Consider the following 24186-nt stretch of genomic DNA (forward strand, 5'->3'; position numbering starts at 1 on the left):
CTCTACGCGAGGCGACCCCCTCTGTCGCCTTCGGCGACATCTCCCCCTCAAGGGGGGAGATTGGCAGCGTCAGCGGCGGTTCCTCGCCGCCAGCGTCCTGAGCCGTAGCCCATTGAGGCGAATAAAACCCTCTGCGTCCTTCTGGTCGTAGGCGCCGCGGTCGTCCTCGAAGGTGACCAGCGCGTCGGAATAGAGCGACTTCTTCGACTTGCGGCCGTTGACGATGACATTGCCCTTGTAGAGCTTCAGCCGCACCGTGCCTTCGACGTCGTCCTGGCTCTTGTCGATCATCGCCTGTAGCATGACGCGCTCGGGCGAGAACCAGAAGCCGTTGTAGATAAGCTCCGCATAGCGGGGCATGAACTCGTCCTTGAGGTGGGCGGCGCCGCGGTCGAGCGTGATCGATTCGATCGCCCGGTGGGCGGCGATCAGGATGGTGCCGCCGGGGGTCTCGTAGACACCGCGCGATTTCATGCCGACGAAACGGTTCTCGACAAGGTCGAGCCGGCCGATGCCGTTGTCGCGGCCGAGGTCGTTCAACGCCGCCAGCATGCTGGCCGGCGACAGCTTCTTGCCGTTGAGCGCGACCGGATCGCCCTTGAGGAATTCGATCTCGATCTCGGTGACGGCATCGGGCGCATCCATCGGCGAGACGGTACGCTGGTGGACGAATTCCGGCGGCTCGGTCCACGGATCCTCCAGCACCTTGCCCTCGGAGGAGGAGTGCAAAAGGTTGGCGTCGACCGAGAAGGGCGCGTCGCCGCGCTTGTCCTTCGGCACCGGGATCTGGTGCTGCTCGGCGAAGTTCACCAGGTCGGTGCGCGACTTGAACGACCAGTCGCGCCACGGCGCGATGACCTTGATGTCGGGGTTGAGCGCATAAGCCGAAAGCTCGAAGCGGACCTGGTCGTTGCCCTTGCCGGTGGCGCCATGGGCGATGGCGTCGGCGCCTGTCTCTTTTGCGATCTCGACCAGGTGTTTGGAGATCAGTGGCCGGGCGATCGAGGTGCCGAGCAGATAGGTGCCCTCATAGACGGCATTGGCGCGGAACATCGGGAAGACGAAGTCGGCGACGAACTCCTCGCGCACATCGACGATGCGGATGTCCTTAATGCCCATCATCTCGGCCTTGCGGCGGGCCGGCTCCAGCTCGCCGCCCTGGCCGAGATCGGCGGTGAAGGTCACCACCTCGGCGCCGAGCTCGGTCTGCAGCCATTTCAGGATGATGGAGGTGTCGAGGCCGCCGGAATAGGCGAGCACGACTTTCTTGACGTGTTTGAACTTGGACATTTTGGCGGTTCCGCGGGAAAATAGCTTCGCGGGCGAGGTATCACGGCGTTTCCGGCTCGCGCAAGAGACGAACGGCCGCGTGCTGTGGCCCAGCCTGGGCCAGATGTTTGTCCCGGCAGATGCTGGCATCGGTAAGACGGTCGCGTTATAGCCTGTGGAGCCTTCTCCCGGAGCCGCCCCTATGTCCTTCATTCCCGACACTTCGACGCTGATCCAGTTCGCCATCGCCACCGTCATCCTGGCGATCACGCCGGGACCGGACATGACGCTGTTCGTCTCGCGCACGCTCAGCCAGGGCCGCGCCACCGGCTTCGCCTCCATGGCCGGCGCGCTTTGCGGCACGCTGATCCATACCACGCTGGTGGTGGTCGGCATCTCGGCGCTGATCGTCGCCTCGCCGATGGCCTTCTTCGTCTTGAAGATTTTTGGTGCCGGCTATCTGGTGTTCCTGGCTTTTCAGGCGGTGACGAAAGGCTCGGCCTTCTCGCCGGAGAAGAGGACGGGACCGCAAGTTTCCTTGTTCCGCAGCTGGGCGGCCGGGCTCGGCGTCAACCTGCTCAACCCCAAGATCATCCTGTTCTTCATGACCTTCCTGCCGCAATTCGTCTCCGCGCACGATCCGAACGCATCCGGAAAACTGTTTTTCCTCGGCATTATGTTCATCGTGCTGTCGATCCCGGTGACGGCGCCGATGGTGCTGGCGGCGGAGAAGTTCTCGGCGGCGATGAAGGCAAGCCCGCGTGTGACGCGCGTGGTCGACTATTTGTTCGGTGGCGTGTTCTCGGCCTTCGCGCTCAAGATCCTGACCGCGCAGGCGAAATAGGCATCTTCCGCAGCCTTGGACTTAAGCGCGCAGTGTTGCATTTTTGCTATTGCGGCGCATTTTTGCCACGCTTAGAAACCCCCTGGGTTCGGGGGAATCGATGAAAAGCATACTCTTAGCATCCGTTGCTATGATCGGGCTGGTTTCCGGCGCCAGCGCGCAGGGGGCGACCTATAGCTGGTCGGGCTCCTATATCGGCGTCGAGGGCGGATATGCCGGGTCTTCCGTCGACTTCGACGCCGACACTACCAATTTTGACGGCAACCATCACAAAGATGGTTATCTCGGCGGCATCTACGCCGGGCACGACTGGCAGTCGGGGACGTTCGTCTACGGCGTGGCCGGCGATTTCGATTTCGTCGGCATGCACGACACCGCCTTTGGCGACCAGTCGGCTTTCACCGGCGGCAAGGGCGAAGCCTATACCTATGATGTCGACTGGGTCGCAACGGCGCGGTTGCGGGCAGGCTATACGCCGACCGACCAACTGCTGACTTATGTGACCGGCGGTGTGGCAGCGGGACATTTTCAGGCAACCTCGTACGATCGCCCCTTCTTTGCCCCATTTGGTACGACTTCCAACTTTTCAGGAGTGAAGGTCGGCGGCGTGATCGGCGTGGGCGCAGAGTATGCGCTTGCGCCGAACTGGTCCGTGAAGGGGGAGTACCTCCACTACGCATTCGACAAGATCGAGCCAGGGCCGGGCGGCACGGCTGGCGCCAGCTTCCGGCCGTCCCTCGATACGGTAACATTCGGCGTGGCGTACCGCTTCTAGGGCAGTTTTTGGGCCGGGAGACCAGGGCCGGCGAAGGGTCGAACCATGCCGGCCGCCTCCAAGGCGCGAACGCGTTCGTCATATTCTTCCAATGTCAGCGCATAGAGCATCTGGTCGAGGCGCTTGCCGGTGCGGCCGTCTATGCGATGCGCGCGCAAGGTTCCTTCGAGCCGAAGTTCAAATCGCTCGCACACGGCGATCGCCGCGGTGTTGCGCGCCAGCGGCTGGAAGGTGACCTTTTCCAGTTTTCGCTCGCGGAAGAAGTGCCGCAGCAGCACGACGGATGCCTCGAACGCGACGTTCTTGCCGCGATTCTCGGGATTGCCGATGATCAGGTGCAGCGAGCCGAGCCTGTGCCTCAGGTCGACCTCCATCACCGCCAGGCCCAGCGGCTGGTCGTCCGGCCGGCTCAGGATGGTCATCAGGTTGCGCTTCAGATTGTCGAAGCTCGCGACATAGGTCCGGAATGCATCCAGGCCCATCGCCTTTTGCGGCGCGTTCAATCCTTCCATCACCGCCGGATCGGAAAGCCATGCCGCGATCTCGGTCGTCACTTCCGTCGGCTTGAGCGTCCGTATCCGGACCCTGTCGCTCCAGCGGTCGACAAAAACCGGTCTCAGCCCCTGGGCGGCGAGCGGCGTGATGAGGGGCTTCGCGCCCGGCTGCGGCATTTTCGGCATGGTGCTCCAGTCATGCGAAAGCATTGAAGCAAGGTCAAGATCGTGGGGAGGCAAGCGTACGGAACTCTGAAACTACGGCTTGGGATCGAGCACCGGCTCGCGGCGCCAGCTGCCGGCCCAGCGGCCGGCGGTCAGCCAATAGAAGATGCCGCCGACCATGCCGCAGCCGATCACCGCCAATATCGCATTGGTATCGGTGACGTCGAAATTGGCGTCGCCGGTCTGGTGCACGAAACCGAGGAAGACGCCGGCAACGACGGCGCCGGCCAGCGCGTAGAACAGCCAGTCGCGCCGGTTGAGCACCTCGGCGATCAATATGGCGACGGCCGCCGGCATGAAGGCAAAATAGGCGACGAACAGCGCCACGAAGGGAATTGAAAAATAGAGCGAGGCGGTCGCCACCGGCTCCGGATGCTCCGGCATGTAGCCCAAATGAGCCAGGAACAGGATATTGAGGAAGGCGCTCGCCGCCAGCGAGGCCACCAGATAGCCGAACAGGATGACGGCGAAGCGCACGAGATAGGCGATGAGACGCCTCACACCTCGCCGTGCCCCGCGATCATCATGGCTTCCAGCGCCAGCCGGTCGACCTTGCGCATCCGCTCCGATTCCGACTTCAGCTGGCCGCAGGCGGCGAGGATGTCGCGGCCGCGCGGCGTGCGGATCGGCGAAGCGTAGCCGGCATTGTTTATGTAGTCGGCAAACTTCTCGATCGTCTCCCAGTCCGAGCACTGGTAATTGGTGCCGGGCCAGGGGTTGAACGGGATCAGGTTGATCTTGGCCGGAATGCCTTTCAAGAGCTTCACCAGCGCCTTGGCGTCGTCGAGCGAATCGTTGACGTCCTTCAGCATCACATATTCGAAGGTGATGCGTTTGGCGTTCGACAGCCCCGGATAGGCGCGGCAGGCGGCGATCAGCTCCTTCAGCGGATACTTCTTGTTGATCGGCACAAGCAAATCGCGCAGATCGTCGTTGGTGGCGTGCAGCGAGATCGCCAGCATGACGCCGATCTCCTCACCGGTGCGGAAAATCTCCGGCACCACGCCGGAGGTCGACAGCGTGATGCGGCGCTTCGACAAAGAAAGCCCGTCGCCGTCGGAGGCGATCAGCAGCGCCTTCTTCACCGCCTCGAAATTGTAGAGCGGCTCGCCCATGCCCATCATGACTATGTTGGAGACTTTACGGCCCTCGGCCGGCACAATGGCGCCGTCGGGCGTGTCGCGGTCGGGGAAGTCGCCGAGCCGGTCGCGCGCGGTGAGCAATTGCGCCAGGATTTCTTCCGCCGTCAAATTGCGCACCAGCTTCTGCGTGCCGGTGTGGCAGAAGGAGCAGGTCAGCGTGCAGCCGACCTGCGAGGAGATGCAGAGTGTGCCGCGGCCTTCCTCGGGGATGTAGACGGTCTCGATCTCGACCGGCCGGCCGGCGCCGCGCGGCGGAAAGCGGAACAGCCATTTGCGCGTGCCGTCGGAAGAAATCTGCTCCTCGACGATCTCGGGCCGGGCGACGCTGAAATGCCTGTCGAGCCCGGCGCGCAGATCCTTGGAGATGTTGAACATGCCGGCGAAGTCGGAAACGCCGCGCACATATATCCAGTGCCAGAGCTGCTGGGCGCGCATTTTCGCCTGCCGTTCCGGCACGATGCCGGCAGCCACCAAAGCTTCGCCGAGCTCGGCACGGGTCAGGCCGACCAGCGATGGTTTTTCGACCGGCGTGGTTCGGGCGCGCAATGCGTCGCGGGCGCCTTCGGCGGTAAGATCAAATGAAAGGGTCATAGTGGCGCCAATATAAGCGGTTTGCGGCCGATTTCACCCATCGTGCCGGAAATGAAGCGCGGCGCATAGCACAGCTTGATGGCAGAGTCATGCGGCCGACAACGGTGGTGGCTCGTTGTTGTTCGGGGACGGCATCCTGTCCCGAAATGCGCCTCGTGAAAGACCGATCACATATTCGTGTCGACGTAACGGCGCACAACGCGGCTGCGAAACCGTAAGGGGGCGACTGTGCCCCTTGCAAAATGGGAGTACGCAGATGCATTCGATCAAGCTCATCGTCATTGCCGGGCTCGTCGGCCTTTCCGCCTCGCAGGCGCTGGCCGAGGACACGATGGGGACAATGACTATGATGAAAGGCGGTCAGGTGACGGCGATCATGCCGGACGGGCACATGGGCACCATGATGCCGGACGCAAAGATGAGCGCCGAGATGATGAAGATGTCGAAGCCGCTCAAGCATTGCATGATGATGATGACCGACGCCAGCGGCAAAGCCTACATGGTCGACACGTCGACCAAGAAGGCTCAGGCCGAATGTGAAAAAATGGCCAAGTAAGGACTTGGCTTGGTCGCCCGCCGGCCAGAGCGCCGGCGGGGAGTCAGCGCGCGGTCGGCCCCTGCTGAACCCGCAGGCTTGATCGGGCCCATGTCTGTGCTAGGGCTTGCCCTCACCACGAGGGCGGACATGGCCGGCATATCTCGAAAATACCCGATGCTGCGGCGCTCGCAGGCGATGTGGGGGTCGCGGCGTGTCTGGCAGCCGCGGCTGGTGTTCTGGGCCGGCGCCATCTCGATCGGGCTGATCAGCGTGCTGTTCGCCATCATGGCCGACCAGGCGCAGGCGCTGTTCCATGTCGTAACCGGCGACGATGGCGGCTGGCGCTTCTACCTGCCGCTGGTCATGACGCCGGCGGGCTTCGTGCTGTGCGCCTGGCTTGCCCATTCCCTCTTTCCGGGCGCGCAAGGCAGCGGCATTCCGCAGGCGATCGCGGCGCGGCACCTGCGTGATGGGGACGACCGCAGCCATATCCTTTCGCTCAAGCTGGTGGCCGGCAAGATCGCGCTCACCGTCATCGGCCTCGCCTGCGGCGCTTCCATAGGCCGCGAGGGTCCGACGGTGCAGGTCGGCGCCTCGCTGATGCTGCAGGCGGCGCGCTGGGGCGGCATGGCCCAGGCGCGCGGCCTCATCCTTGCCGGTTCGGCCGCCGGCATCGCGGCCGCCTTCAACACGCCGCTCGCCGGCATCGTCTTCGCCATCGAGGAGATGGGCCGCGCCTACGAATCGCGCACCAACGGCCTGGTGCTGACGGCGGTGATCCTTGCCGGCCTTGCTTCGCTCGGCCTCGTCGGCAACTACACCTATTTCGGCGTCGCCAGGGAGACGGTCGCCTTCGCCGCCGACTGGCCGCTGGTGCTGGCCTGCGGCATCATCGGCGGCGGCTTCGGCGCGCTGTTTTCGCTGCTGGCGCTGAAGACGATGCGGCGCATCCGGCGCTGGAACGCGCTGCAGCCGCTGTGGCGCGCCTTGCTGGTGGCCGGGGTCTGCGGCCTGGCAGTGGCGGCGATCGGTCTCGCCTCAGGCGGGCTCACCTTCGGCACCGGCTATGCGCAGGCGCGCAGCGCCATCGAAGGCGCGCCGCTGCCCTGGTTCTTCTTCGCGGAAAAATTCGCGGCCGGCCTGCTGTCGATGGTGTCGGGCATTCCGGGCGGCATCTTCGCGCCGTCGCTTTCGGTAGGCGCCGGTCTCGGCAGCACGCTCGGCCTGATCTTCGGCGCCGGCACCGGCATTGCAGCGCTGCTCGGCATGGCCGGCTATTTCGCCGGCGTCGTGCAGGCGCCGATGACGGCCTTCGTCATCATCCTCGAAATGACCGGCAACCACGACAATGTCATCGCGCTGATGTGCGCGGCGATGCTGGGCTACGGCACGGCGCGGCTGATCTCGCACGAGCCGCTCTACCATGCGCTGTCGCGCGTGTTCATCGCCGAGGCGATCCGGCGGCGCCGGGCGGCGGAGGCAGAACAGCAGCTGTGAAGTGAGGAAGCCGGCCGGCGTGCCTTTCATATCCGTGTCGGCTTCCAGGACTACGATCGGCTGCGTTTCGGGTGGCGTTTGTCGACCGGGAAATCATTCCTGAAATTTCGGATCCGGCGCTTGATCCCGAAGAGCCGAAAAGATCATGCTAGAACAAAGAGATGGGATAAGATGTGGCTGAGTGAATTTGAAATTGTCCTGCGCGACCGCGTCATCCCTTCCGGCGCGATCCGGATCGAAAACGGCCTGGTCGCAGAAGTGCGCGACGAGCCGGTCGATGATGCCGACATCGTCGGCGGCGGCCGTCTGCTGCTGCCCGGGTTCATCGATATGCATGGCGACATGGTGGAGCGGGAAGTGGAGCCGCGCAGCGGTGTCCATGTGCCGATGGAGATCGGCATCGCCGAACTCGACAAGCGGCTGGCCTCCTGCGGCGTGACCACCGCCTATGCCGCGCTGTCCTTCATCGGCGCCAGCGCGACCGCCGCCTTGCTGCGCTCGGAAGAGCATACGTCGGCGATCATCGAGACCATTGCCGGCCTGAAAGACGAGCTTCTGGTCGATCACCGCATCCATGCCCGGTTCGAGGTGACCTTCACCGCGGCGGTCGGCGTGCTGGAACGGCTGATGGATGCCGGCAGGCTGCACCTGGTGTCGCTGATGGATCACACGCCCGGACAGGGTCAATACCGCGACGTCGAATTGTATATCGCCCGCCTGGCCAAGGACCGCGGCATGTCGATTGCCGATGTCTCCGAAATCGTCGGCAAGCGCATGGCCGACCGAAACGGCTACAGCGGTGTGCTCGGCACGCTGCAGAACCTGTCGGCGTTTGCCCGCGCCCGCGGCATCGTTCTCGCCTCGCATGACGACGACACCCTGGAAAAGGTGGAATTCGTGCATGGCCTGGGGACGGTGCTCAGCGAATTTCCGGTGACGCTGCAAGCAGCACAGGAAGCCCGGCGGCTCGGCATGTACACGGCCATGGGCGCCCCCAACGCGCTGCGCGGCGAATCTTACTCCGGCAATCTCTCGGCCCGCCAGGCCTACCAGGCCGGCCTGCTCGACATGCTGGCCAGCGACTATCATCCGGCCTCGATCCTGCCGGCGCTGCTCGGCCTCGCCGACCTGGGCGAGGGCGGCCTTGTCGCGGCTGCCGCGCTGACCAGCGCCAATCCGGCCAAGGCGCTGGGGCTCGGCGATCGCGGCGCCATCGAGCCCGGGCTTCTGGCCGATCTCGTCGTCGCCGACCGCCGGCCGGTGGCGCGTGTGCGCGCCACATTCCGCGCCGGCCGCATGATCTACGGCGACGGCACGCTGACCCGATAGTCTATTTGCACTTGGCGATCGAGGACAGCGCGGCCGAGATGCCCTTCAGCGAGAAGACATAGGAGGTCGGGTTGCCGCGGCCCGACTTCGCCGTCACCTTCATGTCGGTGCCTGTCTTCATCGCCGCGATCAGCACCGGCTCCTCGGCGGCGTTCTCGACCCAGGCCGACTTGCCGCGGGTGAACATCGAGAACGACTTCTTGTCGATGGTGACGGTGGCCTTGGAGCCTTCCTGGAAATTATAGCCGGCGATGAACTGCGGCTCGTAGGAGACCTGCTGCCCCGGCCGCTGGCTGACGAAGAAGAACATGTCGCCGTGGTCCAGCGTCGGCGGCTGCTTGTCGGTCGGCACCGTCAGCACGTAGCAGACCTTGCCCGCCTGCGACTGATAGCTGTAGGTGCCCCAGGCGTTGTGCTGGCCGATCTTGGTCGCCTGCTGCGCCAGCGCCGGCACTGCCGAGGCCGCCAGGACCAGGCAGGAAACTGTAGCAATCAATCCGCGCATCGTTCTTCCCGTATTCCAAATGGTGCGGAGGCGGGCCGCCTGGCGTCCTGCCGTCGCTTCATTTTGATTTAATCAGGGTTACCAAACGGTGAATTTCCTCGAAGAAAAGGAGAACACCCCAGGAAACCGCCGCCTTTCGCGCCGCAGCCGCAAAAGCGGCAGGCGCGACGTCCCGGCGCGAACTTGGAGGCCACGAAAACGGCAAGAGTTTGTCTTTTCGCGCGGGCCACTCCGGCCATCACATTGCAGCGGAAGGTCAGCCCTTATCGGCCAGGGCATCCCTGGCGGCCTGCCTGTGGGCAGGCGTGATATGGGCGCCGACCGCGGTGATGGCGGCGGTGAGCACGGCAAGATCGTCGGTGAAACCCAGGCCGACGACGAAGTCGGGGATGAAATCCACCGGCAGGACAAAATAGCCGAGCGCGGCTATCAGAATGCCCTTGGCGCGCAGCGGGGTGTCCTTGTCCATCGCGCAATAATAGGCGGCGACCACCTCGTCTATGAACGGGATCTGCCGCGCCGCCTTCTTGGCGGTGCGCCAGAATTTCTCGCGCACCTCGCCTTCGCCGGCGAGCCTGTCGCCAAAGCCGAAAAAGTCAAACCCGGTACCTTGCGCCATCAAGTGCTCCCTGGCGGCCGCGCGCATCGGTGCGCGCAGGCCTGTCCGCGGGAAAATGTGGTGAAAGCGGGGGGCTGCTGCAAGAGTCCGGCTCGCCGCCTGGTCAGGAAAATCGGAATCAGCCGGCGTTTGGCAGCTATATGGTCCGGATGTCGGTTGGTGAGTGCCATTGGCAATAGCCTCAGTCTAGTGATTGACCGAGACATCCCTCCGATCGTCATCCACGGGCGGAGCAAGGAGCGAAGCGACGCGCGCAGACCCGAGGATCCATGCCGTTACTTTCGAGAGCCGCTTACGGTGCAGAATTCTGCCCCGCTGCAATCTTCGGCCAAGGTCAGGGAATGGATTCCAGGGTCTGCGCGCGTCGCTTCGCTCCTTGCTCCGCCCTGGAATGACGAAGTCAGACTACCGCCTTTGAAAAGCGAACGTTTCCCCCTCAACCGAAATACCGGTTCATCCGCTTGGCGAGTTCGATGTCGAGCGCCGTCACGCCGCCGGCATCGTGCGTGTTCAACGTCACGTCGACGGTCTTGTAGACATTCGACCAGTCGGGGTGGTGGTCCATCTTCTCGGCGGCCAGCGCAACGCGGGTCATGAAGGCGAAGGCTTCGGAGAAATTCTTGAAGCCGAAGCTGCGCTTGATGGAGGCGCCGTCGGCGGCCAGCGACCAGCCGTCGAGTTCTGCCAACGCGGCCGCGATGGCTTGCTTGCTGAGTTTTTCCCTGTTCATGTCCGATCCCTGTGCTATTCGAAATCTCCCAACCATAGCGCCGGATCGATGAGCGCAAAGCCCATAAAATCCATTCTGTTCGTCTGCCTCGGCAATATCTGCCGCTCGCCGCTGGCCGAAGGCGTGTTTCGCGCTGTCCTGGCCGAGCGCGGAGGAGGCGGGGATATCGTGCTCGATTCGGCTGCGACCAGTGGCTGGGAGGTCGGTTCTGCCCCCGATCAACGATCAATTGCGATCGCCGCCCGCCACGGCATCGACATTTCCGGGCAGAGAGCACGCAAGGTCACAAAGGAAGATTTTTCGCGCTTCGACCTGATCCTCGGCATGGACCGGCTGAATGTCCGCGACCTGCAAGCCCTCGCCCCGGCCGCTATGCGCGACCGGGTGCATCTTTTCCTGGAGTTCACGCTCGGAAAGACAAGCGACGTGCCGGATCCCTACTATGGTGGGGCTGACGCCTTCGCGTCGGTCTACCGCATGATCCGCGAGGCGTCGGAGGCGCTGGCGACGCGGCTGGAGGCGCGCGCGTCGGCGCCAGCCAGCGGCCAGGCCTCCTCGACGACATAGGGGCCGCCGCCGACCGAATCGCGCGACGACATCAAGACGAAGCGGCTGGCGCGGAAGGGCAGCGCGGAAAAATTGCCGCGCGCCGAAAGATATTGCGCGACGTCGAGCGGGCTCGAATTGCGCAGACGCGCCAGCGTCACATGCGGCATGAACTTGCGCGGGTCGGCCGGCAGCCCGAGCCGCTGGCAGATGCGGTCGATCTCGCCCTGCAGCGCCACCAGGTCCGGCGAGGCGGCGACGCCTGCCCATACAGCATGCGGCTTCTTGCCGCCGAAGGCGCCGACGCCGGAGAGGGTGAGCGGGAAGGAGGGGCGGTGGACGCGGTCGAGCGCGTTGGCGATCTCGTCGGCGACATGGCCTTCGATATCGCCGATGAAACGCAGCGTCAGATGGTAGTTTTCGACGTCGATCCAGCGGGCTCCGGGCAGACCGCCGCGGAGCAGGGACAGCGAAAGGGCGGCATCACGCGGAATTTCGAGGGCGGTGAAAAGACGTGGCATGGTGAGCCTCCTGTCCTCGAATCGAAACTCTTAGCCCTAGCGAATCATCGATACACGCGCGGGGCAAGCGGTTTGTTGTCCACAAGGTTTCCCCAACGGCAACCGTGGCATCGCCGCCTCACGATGCGCCGCCACCCGCGGCAATAGCCTTCTCGACGGCGGGCAGGATGCGCTCGACCATCACGTCGACACCCTTAGGGTTGGGATGCAGGCCGTCCCCCAACTGCAGATCCGGGTGGCCGGCGACGCCGTCGAGAAAGAACGGATAGAGCGGCACATCGTATTTGGCGGCAAGCTTTGGATAGATTGCGTCGAACGCCTTCTCGTAGTCGGAGCCGAGATTGGGCGCGGCGCGCATGCCCGCCAGCAGTACGGCAATCTTGCGCGCTTTCAGCTTCGCCAGCATGGCGTCGAGGTTTTTTTCGGGGATGCCGGGCGAAACGCCGCGCAGCATGTCATTGGCGCCGAGCTCCAGGATGACGAGGTCCGTGCCATCCGGCACCGACCAGTCGAGCCGCGCCAGGCCGCCGCTGGTTGTGTCGCCGGAGACGCCGGCATTGGCGACGACCACGTCATGGCCCTTCGCCTGCAGCGCCTCCTGCAGCCTGTCGATGAAACCCTGGCCGGGGCCGAGACTGAAACCCGCCATCAAGCTGTCGCCGAAGCCGACGATCTTGAAGGTCTCGGCCAGCGCCGACGAATTGGCGCTGCAAACGGCCAGGAAAAGAACGAGGGCTGCGACAATGCTGTGTTTGAAAGCCATGCGGCGGGCCCCATATGACAAAAAACAAACCCCGGGCAGAGACACGAGTCGTCTCCTTTTCCACATATAGGGCGCTTTAATTGTGACAGAAGCCGTCATCGCGCTGAGGGACGTATCGCTGACGCTCGGCGAGGGCGCCTCCTCCGTCCACGTCCTGAAAGGCGTCAGCCTCGATGTGGCGGCCGGCGAGGCGACCGGCATTGTCGGTCCGTCGGGCTCCGGCAAGTCCACCTTGCTGATGGTTCTGGCCGGGCTGGAGCGGGTCGATTCCGGAACAGTGCGGATTGCCGGCGAATTGCTTGACGGCAAAAGCGAGGATGAAATTGCATCGTTTCGGGGGCGAAACATCGGCATCGTCTTCCAGTCCTTCCACCTCATTCCCAACATGACGGCGCTCGAAAACGTCGCGGTGCCGCTGGAGCTGGCCGGTCATGCCGATCCGTTCGGAGTGGCGGCGCGGGAACTGGCGGCGGTCGGCTTGAGCGATCGCGTGACGCACTATCCCGGCGAACTATCCGGCGGCGAGCAGCAGCGTGTGGCGATCGCGCGGGCGTTGGCGCCCTCGCCACGCATCCTGATCGCCGACGAGCCGACCGGCAATCTCGACCAGGCGACGGGAAAACAGATTGCCGACCTTCTGTTCGCCAAGGCGGCCGAGCGCGGCATGACGCTAGTGCTGGTCACGCATGATGCCGCCCTTGCCGGCCGTTGCGCGCGCCAGGTGTCGATGCGCTCGGGGCGGATCGAGGATGCGCCGAGGGCGGTGAAGGTGCCAGCCTGATGCAGCGCACATTGAGGCTCGCCCTTCGCTTCTCGCTGCGCGAGATGCGCGGCGGCCTGTCCGGGTTTTTCATCTTCCTGGCCTGCATCGCGCTCGGCGTTGCGGCGATTGGCGGCGTCAATTCGGTGGCGCAGGCGATCACCGCCGGTGTCGCCAACCAGGGCCAGACGCTGCTCGGCGGCGACCTGCGCTTCCAGATCAACCAGCGCAGCGCTTCCGCTGCAGAGCTCGACTTCATAAAGAGCCTCGGCGCGGTCTCGTTGAATTCCAGCATGCGCTCGATGGCGCGGCTCGAAGACGGCTCAGACCAGGCGCTGGTCGAAGCCAAGGCGGTCGACGACGCCTATCCGCTCTACGGCGCGCTCGAGACCGAGCCGAAATTGTCCAAAGAGCAACTGTTCGGCGAAAAGTCCGGCGTCTTCGGCGCCGCCGCGCCGGAGCTTTTGTTCGACCGGCTCAATCTTCATATCGGCGACCGGCTGAAGCTCGGCAGCGCCACTTTCGAGTTGAGGGCGAGGCTGATCAGCGAACCCGACGCGGTGTCGGACGGTTTCGGCTTCGCGCCGCGGCTGATGATCTCGAACCAGGGGCTTGCCGCGTCCGGCCTGGTGCAGTTGGGCAGCCTGGTCGAGAACGCCTACAAGGTGCGGCTGCCCGACGGCACGACGGAGGCGCGGATCAAACAGATCCAGGACCAGGCGGCAAAGGATTTCCCGCAGGCCGGCTGGTCGATCCGCACGCGCAGCAACGCAGCACCCGCGCTCTCCTCCAACATCGAGCGCTTCTCGCAGTTCCTGACGCTGGTCGGGCTGACCGCGCTGGTGGTCGGCGGCGTCGGCGTGGCGAACGCCGTGCGCGCCTATCTCGACGGCAAGCGCGCCGTCATCGCCACCTTCAAGAGCCTCGGCGCGTCGGGCGGCTTCGTCTTCACCGTCTATCTCGTGCAGATCCTCTTGATTGCCTGCCTCGGCATCGTGCTCGGGCTGATCCTGGGTGCGGCGATGCCGTTCGTGGCAAGCGCGCTGCTGCAATCGGTCATCCCGGTGCCGGCGCAGGGCGGCTTCTATCCCGGGGCACTGGCCATGGCGGCGCTGTTCGGGCTGCTGGTGACGCTGGCCTTCGCGCTGTTGCCGCTCGGGCGCGCCCGCGACGTGCCGGCGACGGCGCTGTTTCGCGAAATGGGCTTTGAGAGCCGCGGCCTGCCGCGCCTGCCCTATGCCGGCGCCGCGCTGGCGATCGTGGCAGTGCTGGCGGCGCTGGCCATCCTTTCGGCAGATGACCACCGCATCGCCTCGATCTTCGTCGGCGCCACGGTCTTTGCCTTCCTGGTGCTGCGTCTGGTCGCGGCGCTGGTGCAGTGGGCGGCAAGGCGAAGCCCGCGCGTCGGTTCGGTGCCGCTGCGGCTGGCGCTCGGCAACATCCATCGGCCGGGCGCGCTGACGCCGTCGGTGGTGCTGTCGCTGGGGCTCGGGCTGACGCTTTTGGTGACGCTGGCGCTGATCGACGGCAACCTCAGACGGCAGATTTCCGGTAGCCTGCCGGAGCGGGCGCCGAACTTCTTCTTCGTCGACATCCAGAGCAGCGACGTCGATGCCTTCGCGGCTTTGGTCAACCAGCAATCGCCTCAGGGAACGCTGGTCAAGGTGCCGATGCTGCGCGGCCGGATCATGGCGCTGAACGGCGTCGCCGTCGACAAGGTGAAAGTACCGGCGGAAGGCGCCTGGGTGCTGCGCGGCGACCGCGGCCTGACCTATGACGCAAAGCAGCCGCAGAATGCCACGCTTACCGAAGGCACGTGGTGGCCCGAAAATTATACCGGCGAGCCGCTGGTGTCGTTCTCGGCCGAAGAAGGCAAGGCGATCGGGCTGAAGCTCGGCGACACCGTCACCGTCAATGTGCTTGGCCGCAACGTGACGGCCAGAATAGCCAATTTCCGGCAGGTAGAGTGGGAAACCATGGGCATCAATTTCGTCATGGTGTTCTCGCCCAACACGTTCGCTGGGGCGCCGCATGGCTGGCTGGCGACGCTGACCGACAAAAGCGCCACCACGGCCGGCGATGCCCGGCTGCTCAACGCCGTCACCCGCGCTTTCCCCGCGGTGACGACGGTCCGGGTCAAGGACGCGCTCGACATCATCAACCGGCTGGTGGCGCAATTGGGCACGGCGATCCGCGCCGCCGCCGGCGTGGCGCTTATCGCCTCGGTGCTGGTGCTCTCCGGCGCGCTCGCCGCCGGCAACCGGGCCCGCATCCACGATGCCGTGGTGCTGAAGACGCTCGGCGCGACGAGGCGAACGCTGATCGCGGCCTTCTCGCTGGAATATGCGCTGATCGGCCTGGCCACGGCAATCTTCGCGCTGGCGGCGGGCGGCGTGGCTGCATGGTTCGTCGTCGCGCATATCATGACGCTGCCGTCGCATTTCATGCCGCAGGTGGCGGTGACAACGATCCTGGTTTCGCTGGCGGTCACGGTCGGCATCGGCCTTGCCGGCACCTGGCGGGTGCTCGGCCACAAGGCGGCGCCGGTGCTGCGCAATCTCTGATCCGGCAAGGCCTGGAGGGCCTGCTGCCTGGTTAAATCTTTGTAAGATTGCCGCCGCAAAAGGCCGGCGAACCGGCCTTTTGCGTTCTCACCAAGCGTGACGCCCGGTTACGGTCTTGTTCTTGTCGCCAATAACCATCATATTTCGCGCAGGCATGCTGGAGCCCCGCCAGCGGCGCCTGGTCCAAAAGACCTGTCACCGGACGGGGCAGAAGCAACAGAGGATTTCCAATGGCTGATCCCATTCGCAACTACCAGACGTCCGCCGCCCCCGGCGCGCGCGTCGATATCGATCAGGGCCTGCGGGCCTATATGATCAAGGTCTACAACCTGATGGGGCTTGGCCTGCTCATCACAGGTCTGGCCGCGGTCGGCACGATCATGCTGGCCACCACCAACGATCCGGCCGCGGCCGTTGCGACGCTGCGCGGCGGCGAGATGCTCACCTCCTTCGGCTACGCGATCTTCGCGTCGCCGCTGAAGTGGGTCGTCATCCTGGCTCCGCTGGCCGCGGTGATGTTCCTGTCGTTCCGCGTCCAGTCGATGAGCGTGGCGGCAGCTCAGACGACATTCTGGGTCTATGCCGGCCTTGTCGGCCTGTCGCTGTCGTCGATCTTCCTGATCTACACGACGGCCAGCATCTCGCAGACCTTTTTCGCCACCGCAGCCGCCTTCGGCGGGTTGTCGCTCTACGGCTACACAACCAAGCGTGACCTGACCGCCGTCGGCTCGTTCCTGATCATGGGCCTGATCGGCCTGATCATCGCTTCACTGATCAACATCTTCCTGCAGTCGTCGGCGCTGTCCTTCGCCGTCTCGGCGATCGGCGTGCTGATCTTTGCCGGCCTGACCGCCTACGACACGCAGAAGATCAAGGAGATGTATTTCGAGGGAGACGTCGCGGACGTCGCCGGCCGCAAGGCGATTATGGGCGCGTTGAGGCTCTATCTCGACTTCATCAACCTGTTCATGTTCCTGCTGCAGTTCATGGGCGACCGCCGCTAAGGGCGGTTACCCGGTCTCAGTGGACCATAGCTTTGCGAAGGGCGGCCCAACGGCCGCCCTTTCTTTTTGCGCAGTCCTCTGCTGTTATCGAGGCAGGATAACAAACTGCACAAATTATGAGCACTATTGCCATCAGACCCGCCACCGCGGCCGACCTCGACCGGATCTCCGAAATCTATGCCGATGCGGTCACGCATGGCACGGCAAGCTACGAGCTGGAGCCGCCCAGCCGCGCCGAAATGGGCAGCCGATTCGACAATCTGGCGGTGGGCGGATTTCCCTATGTCGTGGCCGAGAGGGACGGCGTGGTGCTCGGCTATGCCTATGCCGGACCGTTCCGGCCGCGGCCGGCTTATCGCTTCGTGGTCGAGGATTCGGTCTACGTCGCAGCTGAGGCCAAGGGCCAGGGCGTCGGCCTGCTGCTGATGCAGGCGCTGATCGAGACGGCGCGCAAGGCCGGCTTTCGCCAGATCATCGCGGTGATCGGCGACGGCCACGCGGACAGCGCTTCGGTGCGGCTGCACGAGAAGCTCGGCTTCCGCCATTCCGGCCGCCTGGAAGGGTCAGGCTACAAGCACGGGCGCTGGCTGGACACGGTGTTCATGCAGCTGTCGCTGAACGGCGGGGCCGCGCTGCCGCCCGATCCGGAGTCGCTGCTGGAGCGGAAATTTCGTGGGGTCCGGTAGGTGAAAAGGAACTGAAGAACTGAAGAATTGAAGAACTGAGGAAAAAAGAAGACAAGGAATCCACCGGGCCGCTGAGAGCCCTTTCTCTTCAATTCTTCAGTTCCTCAGTTCCTCAGTTCCCCTTCACGCATCGACCACCTTCAGCTTGGGGTCGAACACGCCGAGCACCCGGCCGAGCTCCTGGCCGCGCTTCAGGATGCGGCCGCCCGCCGCGATGACGGCGAAGGCGCCTTGCCGGCGCGCCAGCTTGGGGTCCTTGACGATCTGGAACAACGGCACTTCGCTGGCCCGGCGGAAGACGGAAAAGACGGCGCGGTCCGCGAGATGATCGATGGCATAGTCGCGCCATTCATTGGCTGCCACCATGCGTCCGTAGAGTCTCAGGATCTGGTCCAGTTCACGCCGGTCGAAGCGCACCGGCTGGTCGAGGCGCTCGCGCCGCGCCTCGTGTAGCGGGATCAGTATTCCGGATGCTTCCCCATCCTCCGTCCCGCTGCTGTGATCGGTCATGCCTCAATCCTTCGATTGAATCGCGCATGGCAAGGTTCGCGCTTTCGCGATGGAATTGCAAGGGCCGGCTAAGCAAGCCGGCACCCGTCGATTTCCTAAACGTCCAGTCACGTTTGCGAAACGTGTGTTGGAATTGGTGATGCTTCGCCACAATCTCGCCACAAATTATCCGCGCTCATGCCCCAATGTCCGACGAATTTACCGGCGTTGCCTGAGACGGTTCGGTCCGGCACCGGCTCGTAAACCCCAAGCCCCCCGCCCACGGGTCAGCGTCGGATCGAACCAACCTCGGTTTTTCCTTGGAAAAATCAGGTGCGACGATCCCAAAACCTGAATAACCGGCGTCAGAAGCAAGCTGACGCCGGTTTTTTATTGGCTCCCCCTTCTCCCCCCTGGGGGAGAAGGTGTCGCCGAAGGCGACGGATGAGGGGTGCTCCAGGGAAAGCCAGCGTCTCACTCCGCTGGAACACTCCTCATCCGTCTCGGCGCTGCGCGCCGATCCACCTTCTCGCATAAGGGGAGAAGGGGTTAGGGCTTGCGGATGAAGGCGGCGCCAAGGATCGGACCGGGCATGCCGTCCTTGCCGACCGATTGCAGCAGCACCGCACAGCCGCCCTTCTTCTTGACGATCTCGCTCATCGGCAATTCGTAACGCTGCGCCTTGCCGTGCCACATGCCGGCGGTCTGGATATCGGAGACGGCGTTCCAGTATGTCAGGCTGCGACCGTTGTTCTCGCCCTGGCCGATCTTCACCATCTGCGGCGGATCGAAATAGACGATAACCACATGGGCGTCGCTCGGGCCGTTGCCGGCGTCGCCCGCGTCGATCATCACGCGGTCGCTGGTGCGGCTCACCTTGATGCCGACCCGCATGCCCTCGCCCACCCTGTCCATCCTGGCCAGCGCGCCGTCGACGTCCTTGCGGCTGGCGCCGTTGACGTGACTGCGACCGTTGATGACGGCCTGCGGGGTGTAGACAGAGCGGCTGCCGAAGGCGCGCATATAGTCGTATTGCCGGTCGGTGCTTTCTTTATTGCTCAGCGTGTCCTGCCAGCCCAGATAGTCCCAGTAATTGACATGATAGGCGAGCGCGACGATGTTTTCCTTGGCGGCCAACTCGGCGAAGAATTCATCGGCCGGCGGGCAGGAGCTGCAGCCTTGGCTGGTAAAAAGCTCGACCACGCCCAAGGGCTTTTCGATCTGCGGCTTGTCGATCTGAGGCTTCTCGGGCTCGCTTGCCAGTGCCGCACCGGCAAACGCTGAAACGGCCAGCGCAAATGCCGCAAGCCGCAATGGTCCTCGAAATGCCATGACTTTTCCATTCACGCCGGTGGATGCCGGCCTTGTTGTGATTGCTAAAATATGTGGCAGAAGCGACAGTCAACAGGAAGTCACGTTGCGGTGAAATTTCGTCGCCGCGACCGCAGGTAAGGCGACGATAGGAGAGGCCACTGCATTTTTCGATGCGGTTCGATTTCGAAGCCGCTTCACTGCCATGCGGCAAATACTGCTGATGCCGGTCGATCTCTATTGCGAGCGAACCGAATCTGGACTTTGACCGGGCCGGCCAATGCTTCGGTCGACTGTGCTTTCATTGCTGGAAGTTAGGGGAGTAGGGGAGTAGGGGAGTAAGGGAGTAAGGGAGTAGGGGAGTAGGGGAGTAGGGGAGTAGGGATGTCTTTCCCTACTCCCCTACTCCCTTAATTATGCCGCCAGATCCCGCAGCACGTACTGCAAAATGCCGCCGTTCTTGAAGTAGTCGAGCTCATCCAGCGTATCGATGCGGCAGATGATCGGCACGTTCTTTACCGCGCCGTCGCCATAAGTCACCTTGGCGATCATCTTCTGGCGTGGCTTGATGGCATCCAGGCCGTCGATCTCGACCAGTTCGTCGCCCTTGAGGTTGAGGGAGGCCCATGAGGTGCCTTCCTCGAAGACGAAGGGGATGACGCCCATGCCGACCAGGTTTGAGCGGTGGATGCGCTCGAAAGACTGGGCGATGACCGCGCGGACACCAAGCAGGTTGGTTCCCTTGGCCGCCCAGTCGCGCGAGGAGCCGTTGCCGTATTCGACGCCGGCGAAGATGACCAGCGGCACGCCTTCCTTCTTGTACTCCATGGCGGCGTCGTAGATCGACATCTCCTCCTTCGAGGGATAGTGGATCGTGTAGCCGCCCTCGCGGCCGTTCTCGCCCAGCATGTGGTTGCGTATGCGGATGTTGGCGAAGGTGCCGCGCATCATCACCTCATGGTTGCCGCGCCGCGTGCCGTACTGGTTGAAGTCGGCGACGCCGACGCCATGGTCGGTGAGGTACTTGCCGGCCGGCGAGGCGGCCTTGATCGAGCCCGCCGGCGAGATGTGGTCGGTGGTGATCTTGTCGCCGAAGAGACCCAGCACGCGGGCGCCTTTAATGTCGCCGATCTTGCCGAAGCCGGTGGTCATGCCGGCGAAATAGGGCGGGTTCTGCACGTAGGTCGAATTATCGTCCCAGGCATAGGTCTGGCCCTCCGGCGCCTTGACCTTCTGCCAGTAAGCGTCGCCCTTGAACACGTCGGCATATTTGCGGGCGAACAGCTCCCGGGTGACGTTCTTCTCGATGAATTCCTGGATCTCGGCCGAGCTCGGCCAGATGTCCTTGAGATAGACCGGATTGCCGTTCTTGTCCTCGCCGAGCGGCTCGGCGGTCAGGTCCCTGGTGACGGTGCCGGCCAGCGCATGCGCCACCACCAGCGGCGGCGAGGCGAGGTAGTTCGCCTGCACATCCGGAGAGACGCGGCCTTCGAAATTGCGATTGCCGGACAAGACCGCGGCAGCAATCAAACCCTTATCGTTGATGGTTTTCGAGATCGGCGCCGGCAGCGGGCCGGAATTGCCGATGCAGGTGGTGCAGCCGAAGCCGACCAAATTGAAGCCGATCTGGTCGAGCTCCTTCTGCAGGCCGGATTTCTCCAGATATTCGGCGACCACCTGGCTGCCCGGCGCCAGCGAGGTCTTCACCCACGGCTTCTGCTTCAGGCCGACGCGGTTGGCATTGCGGGCAAGCAGGCCCGCGCCGATCAGCACGCTGGGGTTCGAGGTGTTGGTGCAGGACGTGATGGCGGCGATGACGACGTCGCCATGGCCGAGATCGTGCGAGGTGCCTTCGACGGCATAGCGCTTCGAAATCTCGGCGGCCTTCTTGTATTCGGTCTCCATCGCCTTGGCGAAGCCGGCCGGAATGGCTTCGAGCGCGACGCGGCCCTCGGGACGCTTGGGCCCGGCCATCGACGGCACGACGTCGCCGAGGTCAAGCTCGAGCAGATCGGTGAAGACCGGATCGGCCGAGCCGGCCTCGCGCCACATGCCTTGCGCCTTCGAATAGGCTTCGACCAACGCGATGCGGCTTTCCTCGCGGCCGGACATCGTGAGGTAGCGGATGGTCTCCGAGTCGACCGGGAAAAAGCCGCAGGTGGCGCCATATTCCGGCGCCATGTTGCCGATGGTGGCGCGGTCGGCCAGCGTCATGTTGGAGAGGCCGGGGCCGAAGAATTCGACGAACTTGCCGACGACACCCTTCTTGCGCAGCATCTGGGTAACGGTGAGCACAAGGTCGGTGGCGGTGACACCTTCCTTGAGCTTGCCGGTGAGGCGGAAGCCGATCACTTCGGGCAAAAGCATGGACACCGGCTGGCCGAGCATCGCGGCCTCGGCCTCGATGCCGCCGACGCCCCAGCCGAGCACGCCGAGGCCGTTGATCATGGTGGTGTGTGAATCGGTGCCGACGCAGGTGTCCGGATAGGCGGTGGTTTCGCCGTCCTCGCTGTTCGTCCACACCACCTGGCCGAGATATTCGAGATTGACCTGATGGCAGATGCCGGTGCCCGGCGGCACGACGCGGAAATTGCGGAAGGCCTGCTGGCCCCATTTCAGGAATTTGTAGCGTTCCTCGTTGCGCTTATATTCGAGCTCGACATTGCGGGCGAAGGCCATCGGCGTGCCGAACTCGTCGACGATGACGGAATGGTCGATGACGAGGTCGACCGGCACCAGCGGGTTGATCTTCTCCGGATCGCCGCCGAGCGCCTTGATGCCGTCGCGCATCGCCGCCAGATCGACAACGGCCGGAACGCCGGTGAAATCCTGCATCAGCACGCGCGCCGGGCGATAGGCGATCTCGACGCCGGCGGTGCCCTTGTCGGTCAGCCAGGCGGCGACAGCCTGGATGCTCTCCCTGGTGACGGAGCGGCCGTCCTCGTTGCGCAAAAGGTTCTCCAGCAGCACCTTCATCGAATAGGGCAGCTGGGCGATGCCGGTGAGGCCGTTCTTCTCGGCTTCGGCGAGATCGAAATAGGCATAGTCCGCGCCACCCGCGGTCAGGGTGCGGCGGCAATTGAAACTGTCGAGGGATTTTGACACGTGCGATCCGTCCTTGTCTGTTCAGCCTGAAAGGGAACGGACGCCGATGGCATGCAATCACGCGCAAAGGTGCGGGTACGGCCATTTCCGCTGTCCGCTCCCAAGCAACCCGAGCCGTTCAAGGCGGCGCGTGCGCTGGTTCGGCGCAAATTCTGTTCCCGCGCCGACCGCTGGCACGGATGCTCCGCATATAGAGAATTATCCGGAATAGTTCTAGACAGTTGCGAAGCAAATTCGCGCGATGCGGCAACTGCCGCGCCGCATCGTTTTGGGGACAGGCAAGGGATGCGGCTGATCGCCGAAAATCTGGGCGGCGAGCGCGGCGGCGACACTGTATTTTCCAGCGTCGGCTTCGCCCTGGCCAAGGGCGAGGCGCTGATCGTCACCGGCCCGAACGGCGCCGGCAAATCGACGCTGCTCAGGGTCATCGCCGGGCTGTTGCCGGCCGCCGGGGGCAAGGTGTTCGTCGAAGATGGCGGCGGTGATTTTCCGTCGGTCGCCTCGGCCTCGCATTACCTAGGCCATCTCAATGCGATGAAGGCGGCGCTGAGCGTCGAGGAGAACCTGGATTTCTGGCGCGCCTTCCAGGGCGAGCCAGGGCTCAGCGTCGACGAGGCGCTGGAAACGGTCGGGCTCGGCGGACTCGGGCACCTGCCTTTCGGCTATCTGTCGACCGGGCAAAGGCGGCGGGCGTCGATCGCCAAGCTTTTGGTCAGCCGGCGGCCGGTCTGGCTGCTTGATGAGCCGACGGTAGGGTTGGACAAGGCGTCGGAGAAGCGGTTTGCGGGGTTGATGAGGGGGCATCTGGAGGGTGGCGGGATTTTGGTGGCGGCCACGCATCTGCCGCTGGGATTGGAAGGGGCGGTGGGGTTGGTGATGGGGGAAACCGTTTGATGCTGGCGCTCTACGGCGCCCCCCTCTGTCCTGCCGGACATCTCCCCCACGAGGGGGGAGATCAGCAGCTTGGCCGTCGGCTTCTCTCTTGCGGCGTTGGCGATTGGCGAAGGCGGGCGCGACATCTAATCTCCCCCCTCGTGGGGGAGATGTCCGGCAGGACAGAGGGGGGCACGAAGGAACTCCGACCTTACCGAAGGGGTGCCTCTTAATGTGGCCCCTCTTCCTGCGCGACATTCGCCTCTCGATCCGCGCCGGCGGCGGGGCGCTGATCGGCGTGATCTTCTTCCTCGCCGTCATCGTCACTATCCCGTTCGGCGTCGGGCCCGACCTCAACCTGCTTTCCCGCATCGGTCCGGCAATCCTGTGGATCGCCGCCTTGCTCGCCTGCCTGCTCGGGCTCGATCGCCTGTTCCAGGCCGACCGCGAGGACGGCTCGCTCGACCTTCTGGTGCTGGGCAACGATCGACACATGCTGCCGCTGACGGTGCTGGTGAAATGCCTGGCGCACTGGACGGGCAGCGTGCTGCCGCTGGTGGTCGCCGCGCCGCTGCTCGGCCTGTTCATGAACATGGAGCCGGCCGGCATCGGCGCCACGGCGCTGACGCTTCTCGTCGGCACGCCGGCCATCACCTTCATCGGAGCTGCGGGCGCGGCGGTGGTGGTGGCGCTGCCGCGCGGCGGGCTGTTGATCTCGGTGCTGGTGCTGCCGCTTACCATCCCCGTGCTGATCTTCGGCGTCTCGGCCAGCTATGGCGCGGTGGCCGATCCGGCGCCGTTCCTGCAGCCTTTCCTCATTCTTGCCGCGCTGACGCTGTTTCTTGCCGTGCTCGGGCCGCTGGCGGCAGCACTGGCGCTGCGGCACGGGACGGATTGAGGTGACGAGGACGTTCCTTTACTGCGGCACCGCGACAAATTGCGGAACTGCCAATACGAGATTAAGGGAAGGCATGATCGCGACGATAGGCACGGCGGAGAGCGGGGA

General features: G+C 64.2%; 24 protein-coding genes. 12 read left to right on the forward strand and 12 right to left on the reverse strand.

The genetic code is table 11. The annotated features are described in order from the left end of the window. Positions 1–69: 69 nt before the first annotated feature. The gene (locus tag FJ974_RS04185; protein WP_140538537.1) at positions 70–1290 is read right to left on the reverse strand and encodes an argininosuccinate synthase; all 1221 of its coding nucleotides are present in this window, start codon (positions 1288–1290) and stop codon (positions 70–72) included. Between the two features lie 181 nt (positions 1291–1471). Here FJ974_RS04185 and FJ974_RS04190 point away from each other — a divergent pair, with 181 nt between their 5' ends. Together FJ974_RS04190 and FJ974_RS04195 are read left to right on the forward strand one after the other, a co-directional pair. Further along, complete coding sequence (locus FJ974_RS04190) at positions 1472–2113, forward strand: LysE family translocator (RefSeq protein ID WP_140538536.1); 642 nt, start codon at positions 1472–1474, stop codon at positions 2111–2113. A gap of 100 nt (positions 2114–2213) precedes the next feature. After that, complete coding sequence (locus tag FJ974_RS04195; RefSeq protein WP_140538535.1) at positions 2214–2888, forward strand: outer membrane protein; 675 nt, start codon at positions 2214–2216, stop codon at positions 2886–2888. Here the strand turns inward: FJ974_RS04195 and FJ974_RS04200 are convergent. The 3 genes from FJ974_RS04200 to rlmN form a co-directional block, all read right to left on the reverse strand. Further along, positions 2885–3568: a GNAT family N-acetyltransferase gene (locus tag FJ974_RS04200; protein ID WP_181177308.1), complete on the reverse strand. Its 684-nt coding sequence runs from the start codon at positions 3566–3568 to the stop codon at positions 2885–2887. The genes FJ974_RS04195 and FJ974_RS04200 overlap by 4 nt on opposite strands. 72 nt (positions 3569–3640) lie before the next feature. After that, a complete protein-coding gene (locus FJ974_RS04205; RefSeq protein WP_140538533.1) occupies positions 3641–4108 on the reverse strand; it encodes a hypothetical protein in 468 nt (155 codons plus the stop codon). Continuing rightward, positions 4105–5340, reverse strand: coding sequence for a 23S rRNA (adenine(2503)-C(2))-methyltransferase RlmN (gene rlmN / locus FJ974_RS04210; RefSeq protein WP_140538532.1), 1236 nt, complete (start codon positions 5338–5340; stop codon positions 4105–4107). Before rlmN ends, FJ974_RS04205 begins: the two co-directional genes overlap by 4 nt. Positions 5341–5596: 256 nt before the next feature. Between rlmN and FJ974_RS04215 the strand changes: the two genes are divergently transcribed. The 3 genes from FJ974_RS04215 (at position 5597) to FJ974_RS04225 (ending at position 8704) form a co-directional block, all read left to right on the forward strand. After that, entirely contained in the window at positions 5597–5896 is a 300-nt protein-coding gene (locus FJ974_RS04215; protein WP_140538531.1) for a hypothetical protein, read from the forward strand. A 129-nt stretch (positions 5897–6025) separates the two neighbouring features. Continuing rightward, entirely contained in the window at positions 6026–7375 is a 1350-nt protein-coding gene (locus tag FJ974_RS04220) for a chloride channel protein (RefSeq protein WP_140538530.1), read from the forward strand. A 171-nt stretch (positions 7376–7546) separates the two neighbouring features. Continuing rightward, the gene (locus FJ974_RS04225; RefSeq protein WP_140538529.1) at positions 7547–8704 is read left to right on the forward strand and encodes an alpha-D-ribose 1-methylphosphonate 5-triphosphate diphosphatase; all 1158 of its coding nucleotides are present in this window, start codon (positions 7547–7549) and stop codon (positions 8702–8704) included. Position 8705: 1 nt separating this feature from the next. On the opposite strand, the gene FJ974_RS04230 is transcribed toward FJ974_RS04225, so the two are convergent. The 3 genes from FJ974_RS04230 to FJ974_RS04240 form a co-directional block, all read right to left on the reverse strand. Continuing rightward, entirely contained in the window at positions 8706–9209 is a 504-nt protein-coding gene (locus FJ974_RS04230) for an invasion associated locus B family protein (RefSeq protein WP_140538528.1), read from the reverse strand. 256 nt (positions 9210–9465) lie between these two features. Next, entirely contained in the window at positions 9466–9828 is a 363-nt protein-coding gene (locus FJ974_RS04235) for a YkvA family protein (RefSeq protein ID WP_140538527.1), read from the reverse strand. 436 nt (positions 9829–10264) lie between these two features. After that, positions 10265–10558, reverse strand: a complete 294-nt coding sequence (locus tag FJ974_RS04240; RefSeq protein WP_140538526.1) for a 4a-hydroxytetrahydrobiopterin dehydratase — start codon at positions 10556–10558, stop codon at positions 10265–10267. A gap of 48 nt (positions 10559–10606) precedes the next feature. Here FJ974_RS04240 and FJ974_RS04245 point away from each other — a divergent pair, with 48 nt between their 5' ends. Then, positions 10607–11125 (forward strand): low molecular weight protein-tyrosine-phosphatase, encoded by a 519-nt coding sequence (locus FJ974_RS04245; RefSeq protein WP_140538525.1) that lies wholly within the window; start codon positions 10607–10609, stop codon positions 11123–11125. Here FJ974_RS04245 and thpR read toward each other — a convergent pair. Then, positions 11029–11625, reverse strand: coding sequence for an RNA 2',3'-cyclic phosphodiesterase (thpR, locus tag FJ974_RS04250; protein ID WP_140538524.1), 597 nt, complete (start codon positions 11623–11625; stop codon positions 11029–11031). The genes FJ974_RS04245 and thpR overlap by 97 nt on opposite strands. 118 nt (positions 11626–11743) lie before the next feature. Continuing rightward, positions 11744–12388, reverse strand: a complete 645-nt coding sequence (locus FJ974_RS04255) for an arylesterase (protein ID WP_140538523.1) — start codon at positions 12386–12388, stop codon at positions 11744–11746. An 82-nt stretch (positions 12389–12470) separates the two neighbouring features. On the opposite strand from FJ974_RS04255, the gene FJ974_RS04260 reads away from it, so the two are divergent. The 4 genes from FJ974_RS04260 to FJ974_RS04275 all read left to right on the forward strand — a co-directional run bounded on the left by FJ974_RS04260 (position 12471) and on the right by FJ974_RS04275 (position 17402). Next, positions 12471–13169: an ABC transporter ATP-binding protein gene (locus FJ974_RS04260; RefSeq protein ID WP_140538522.1), complete on the forward strand. Its 699-nt coding sequence runs from the start codon at positions 12471–12473 to the stop codon at positions 13167–13169. Then, positions 13169–15712 (forward strand): ABC transporter permease, encoded by a 2544-nt coding sequence (locus FJ974_RS04265; RefSeq protein WP_140538521.1) that lies wholly within the window; start codon positions 13169–13171, stop codon positions 15710–15712. Before FJ974_RS04260 ends, FJ974_RS04265 begins: the two co-directional genes overlap by 1 nt. Before the next feature lie 230 nt (positions 15713–15942). Then, on the forward strand, positions 15943–16716 hold the full coding sequence (locus FJ974_RS04270) for a Bax inhibitor-1/YccA family protein (protein WP_140538520.1): 774 nt from the start codon (positions 15943–15945) through the stop codon (positions 16714–16716). A gap of 116 nt (positions 16717–16832) precedes the next feature. Further along, on the forward strand, positions 16833–17402 hold the full coding sequence (locus FJ974_RS04275; RefSeq protein WP_140538519.1) for a GNAT family N-acetyltransferase: 570 nt from the start codon (positions 16833–16835) through the stop codon (positions 17400–17402). 123 nt (positions 17403–17525) lie between these two features. Here the strand turns inward: FJ974_RS04275 and FJ974_RS04280 are convergent, their stop codons facing one another. From FJ974_RS04280 to acnA, 3 genes are all read right to left on the reverse strand, one after another. Continuing rightward, the gene (locus tag FJ974_RS04280) at positions 17526–17912 is read right to left on the reverse strand and encodes a DUF2794 domain-containing protein (RefSeq protein WP_140538518.1); all 387 of its coding nucleotides are present in this window, start codon (positions 17910–17912) and stop codon (positions 17526–17528) included. Between the two features lie 528 nt (positions 17913–18440). Further along, complete coding sequence (locus tag FJ974_RS04285; protein ID WP_140538517.1) at positions 18441–19223, reverse strand: DUF1223 domain-containing protein; 783 nt, start codon at positions 19221–19223, stop codon at positions 18441–18443. A gap of 393 nt (positions 19224–19616) precedes the next feature. Beyond that, the gene (gene acnA / locus FJ974_RS04290) at positions 19617–22307 is read right to left on the reverse strand and encodes an aconitate hydratase AcnA (RefSeq protein WP_140538516.1); all 2691 of its coding nucleotides are present in this window, start codon (positions 22305–22307) and stop codon (positions 19617–19619) included. A 285-nt stretch (positions 22308–22592) separates the two neighbouring features. On the opposite strand from acnA, the gene ccmA reads away from it, so the two are divergent. Next, positions 22593–23201 (forward strand): heme ABC exporter ATP-binding protein CcmA, encoded by a 609-nt coding sequence (gene ccmA / locus FJ974_RS04295; protein ID WP_140538515.1) that lies wholly within the window; start codon positions 22593–22595, stop codon positions 23199–23201. A gap of 211 nt (positions 23202–23412) precedes the next feature. Then, positions 23413–24078, forward strand: a complete 666-nt coding sequence (ccmB, locus tag FJ974_RS04300; RefSeq protein ID WP_140539103.1) for a heme exporter protein CcmB — start codon at positions 23413–23415, stop codon at positions 24076–24078. Positions 24079–24186 lie beyond the last annotated feature (108 nt).

This window comes from Mesorhizobium sp. B1-1-8, from assembly GCF_006442795.2.
Taxonomy (GTDB): Bacteria; Pseudomonadota; Alphaproteobacteria; order Rhizobiales; family Rhizobiaceae; genus Mesorhizobium.

Excerpts from the sequence above, each read along its gene's own strand:
- FJ974_RS04185 (WP_140538537.1), bottom strand. The coding sequence starts at position 1,290 with ATGTCCAAGTTCAAACACGTCAAGAAAGTCGTGCTCGCCTATTCCGGC.
- FJ974_RS04190 (WP_140538536.1), top strand. The coding sequence starts at position 1,472 with ATGTCCTTCATTCCCGACACTTCGACGCTGATCCAGTTCGCCATCGCC.
- FJ974_RS04195 (WP_140538535.1), top strand. The coding sequence starts at position 2,214 with ATGAAAAGCATACTCTTAGCATCCGTTGCTATGATCGGGCTGGTTTCC.
- FJ974_RS04200 (WP_181177308.1), bottom strand. The coding sequence starts at position 3,568 with ATGCCGAAAATGCCGCAGCCGGGCGCGAAGCCCCTCATCACGCCGCTC.
- rlmN (WP_140538532.1), bottom strand. The coding sequence starts at position 5,340 with ATGACCCTTTCATTTGATCTTACCGCCGAAGGCGCCCGCGACGCATTG.
- FJ974_RS04215 (WP_140538531.1), top strand. The coding sequence starts at position 5,597 with ATGCATTCGATCAAGCTCATCGTCATTGCCGGGCTCGTCGGCCTTTCC.
- FJ974_RS04220 (WP_140538530.1), top strand. The coding sequence starts at position 6,026 with ATGGCCGGCATATCTCGAAAATACCCGATGCTGCGGCGCTCGCAGGCG.
- FJ974_RS04225 (WP_140538529.1), top strand. The coding sequence starts at position 7,547 with ATGTGGCTGAGTGAATTTGAAATTGTCCTGCGCGACCGCGTCATCCCT.
- FJ974_RS04230 (WP_140538528.1), bottom strand. The coding sequence starts at position 9,209 with ATGCGCGGATTGATTGCTACAGTTTCCTGCCTGGTCCTGGCGGCCTCG.
- FJ974_RS04235 (WP_140538527.1), bottom strand. The coding sequence starts at position 9,828 with ATGGCGCAAGGTACCGGGTTTGACTTTTTCGGCTTTGGCGACAGGCTC.
- FJ974_RS04240 (WP_140538526.1), bottom strand. The coding sequence starts at position 10,558 with ATGAACAGGGAAAAACTCAGCAAGCAAGCCATCGCGGCCGCGTTGGCA.
- FJ974_RS04245 (WP_140538525.1), top strand. The coding sequence starts at position 10,607 with ATGAGCGCAAAGCCCATAAAATCCATTCTGTTCGTCTGCCTCGGCAAT.
- thpR (WP_140538524.1), bottom strand. The coding sequence starts at position 11,625 with ATGCCACGTCTTTTCACCGCCCTCGAAATTCCGCGTGATGCCGCCCTT.
- FJ974_RS04255 (WP_140538523.1), bottom strand. The coding sequence starts at position 12,388 with ATGGCTTTCAAACACAGCATTGTCGCAGCCCTCGTTCTTTTCCTGGCC.
- FJ974_RS04265 (WP_140538521.1), top strand. The coding sequence starts at position 13,169 with ATGCAGCGCACATTGAGGCTCGCCCTTCGCTTCTCGCTGCGCGAGATG.
- FJ974_RS04270 (WP_140538520.1), top strand. The coding sequence starts at position 15,943 with ATGGCTGATCCCATTCGCAACTACCAGACGTCCGCCGCCCCCGGCGCG.
- FJ974_RS04275 (WP_140538519.1), top strand. The coding sequence starts at position 16,833 with ATGAGCACTATTGCCATCAGACCCGCCACCGCGGCCGACCTCGACCGG.
- FJ974_RS04280 (WP_140538518.1), bottom strand. The coding sequence starts at position 17,912 with ATGACCGATCACAGCAGCGGGACGGAGGATGGGGAAGCATCCGGAATA.
- FJ974_RS04285 (WP_140538517.1), bottom strand. The coding sequence starts at position 19,223 with ATGGCATTTCGAGGACCATTGCGGCTTGCGGCATTTGCGCTGGCCGTT.
- ccmA (WP_140538515.1), top strand. The coding sequence starts at position 22,593 with ATGCGGCTGATCGCCGAAAATCTGGGCGGCGAGCGCGGCGGCGACACT.
- ccmB (WP_140539103.1), top strand. The coding sequence starts at position 23,413 with ATGTGGCCCCTCTTCCTGCGCGACATTCGCCTCTCGATCCGCGCCGGC.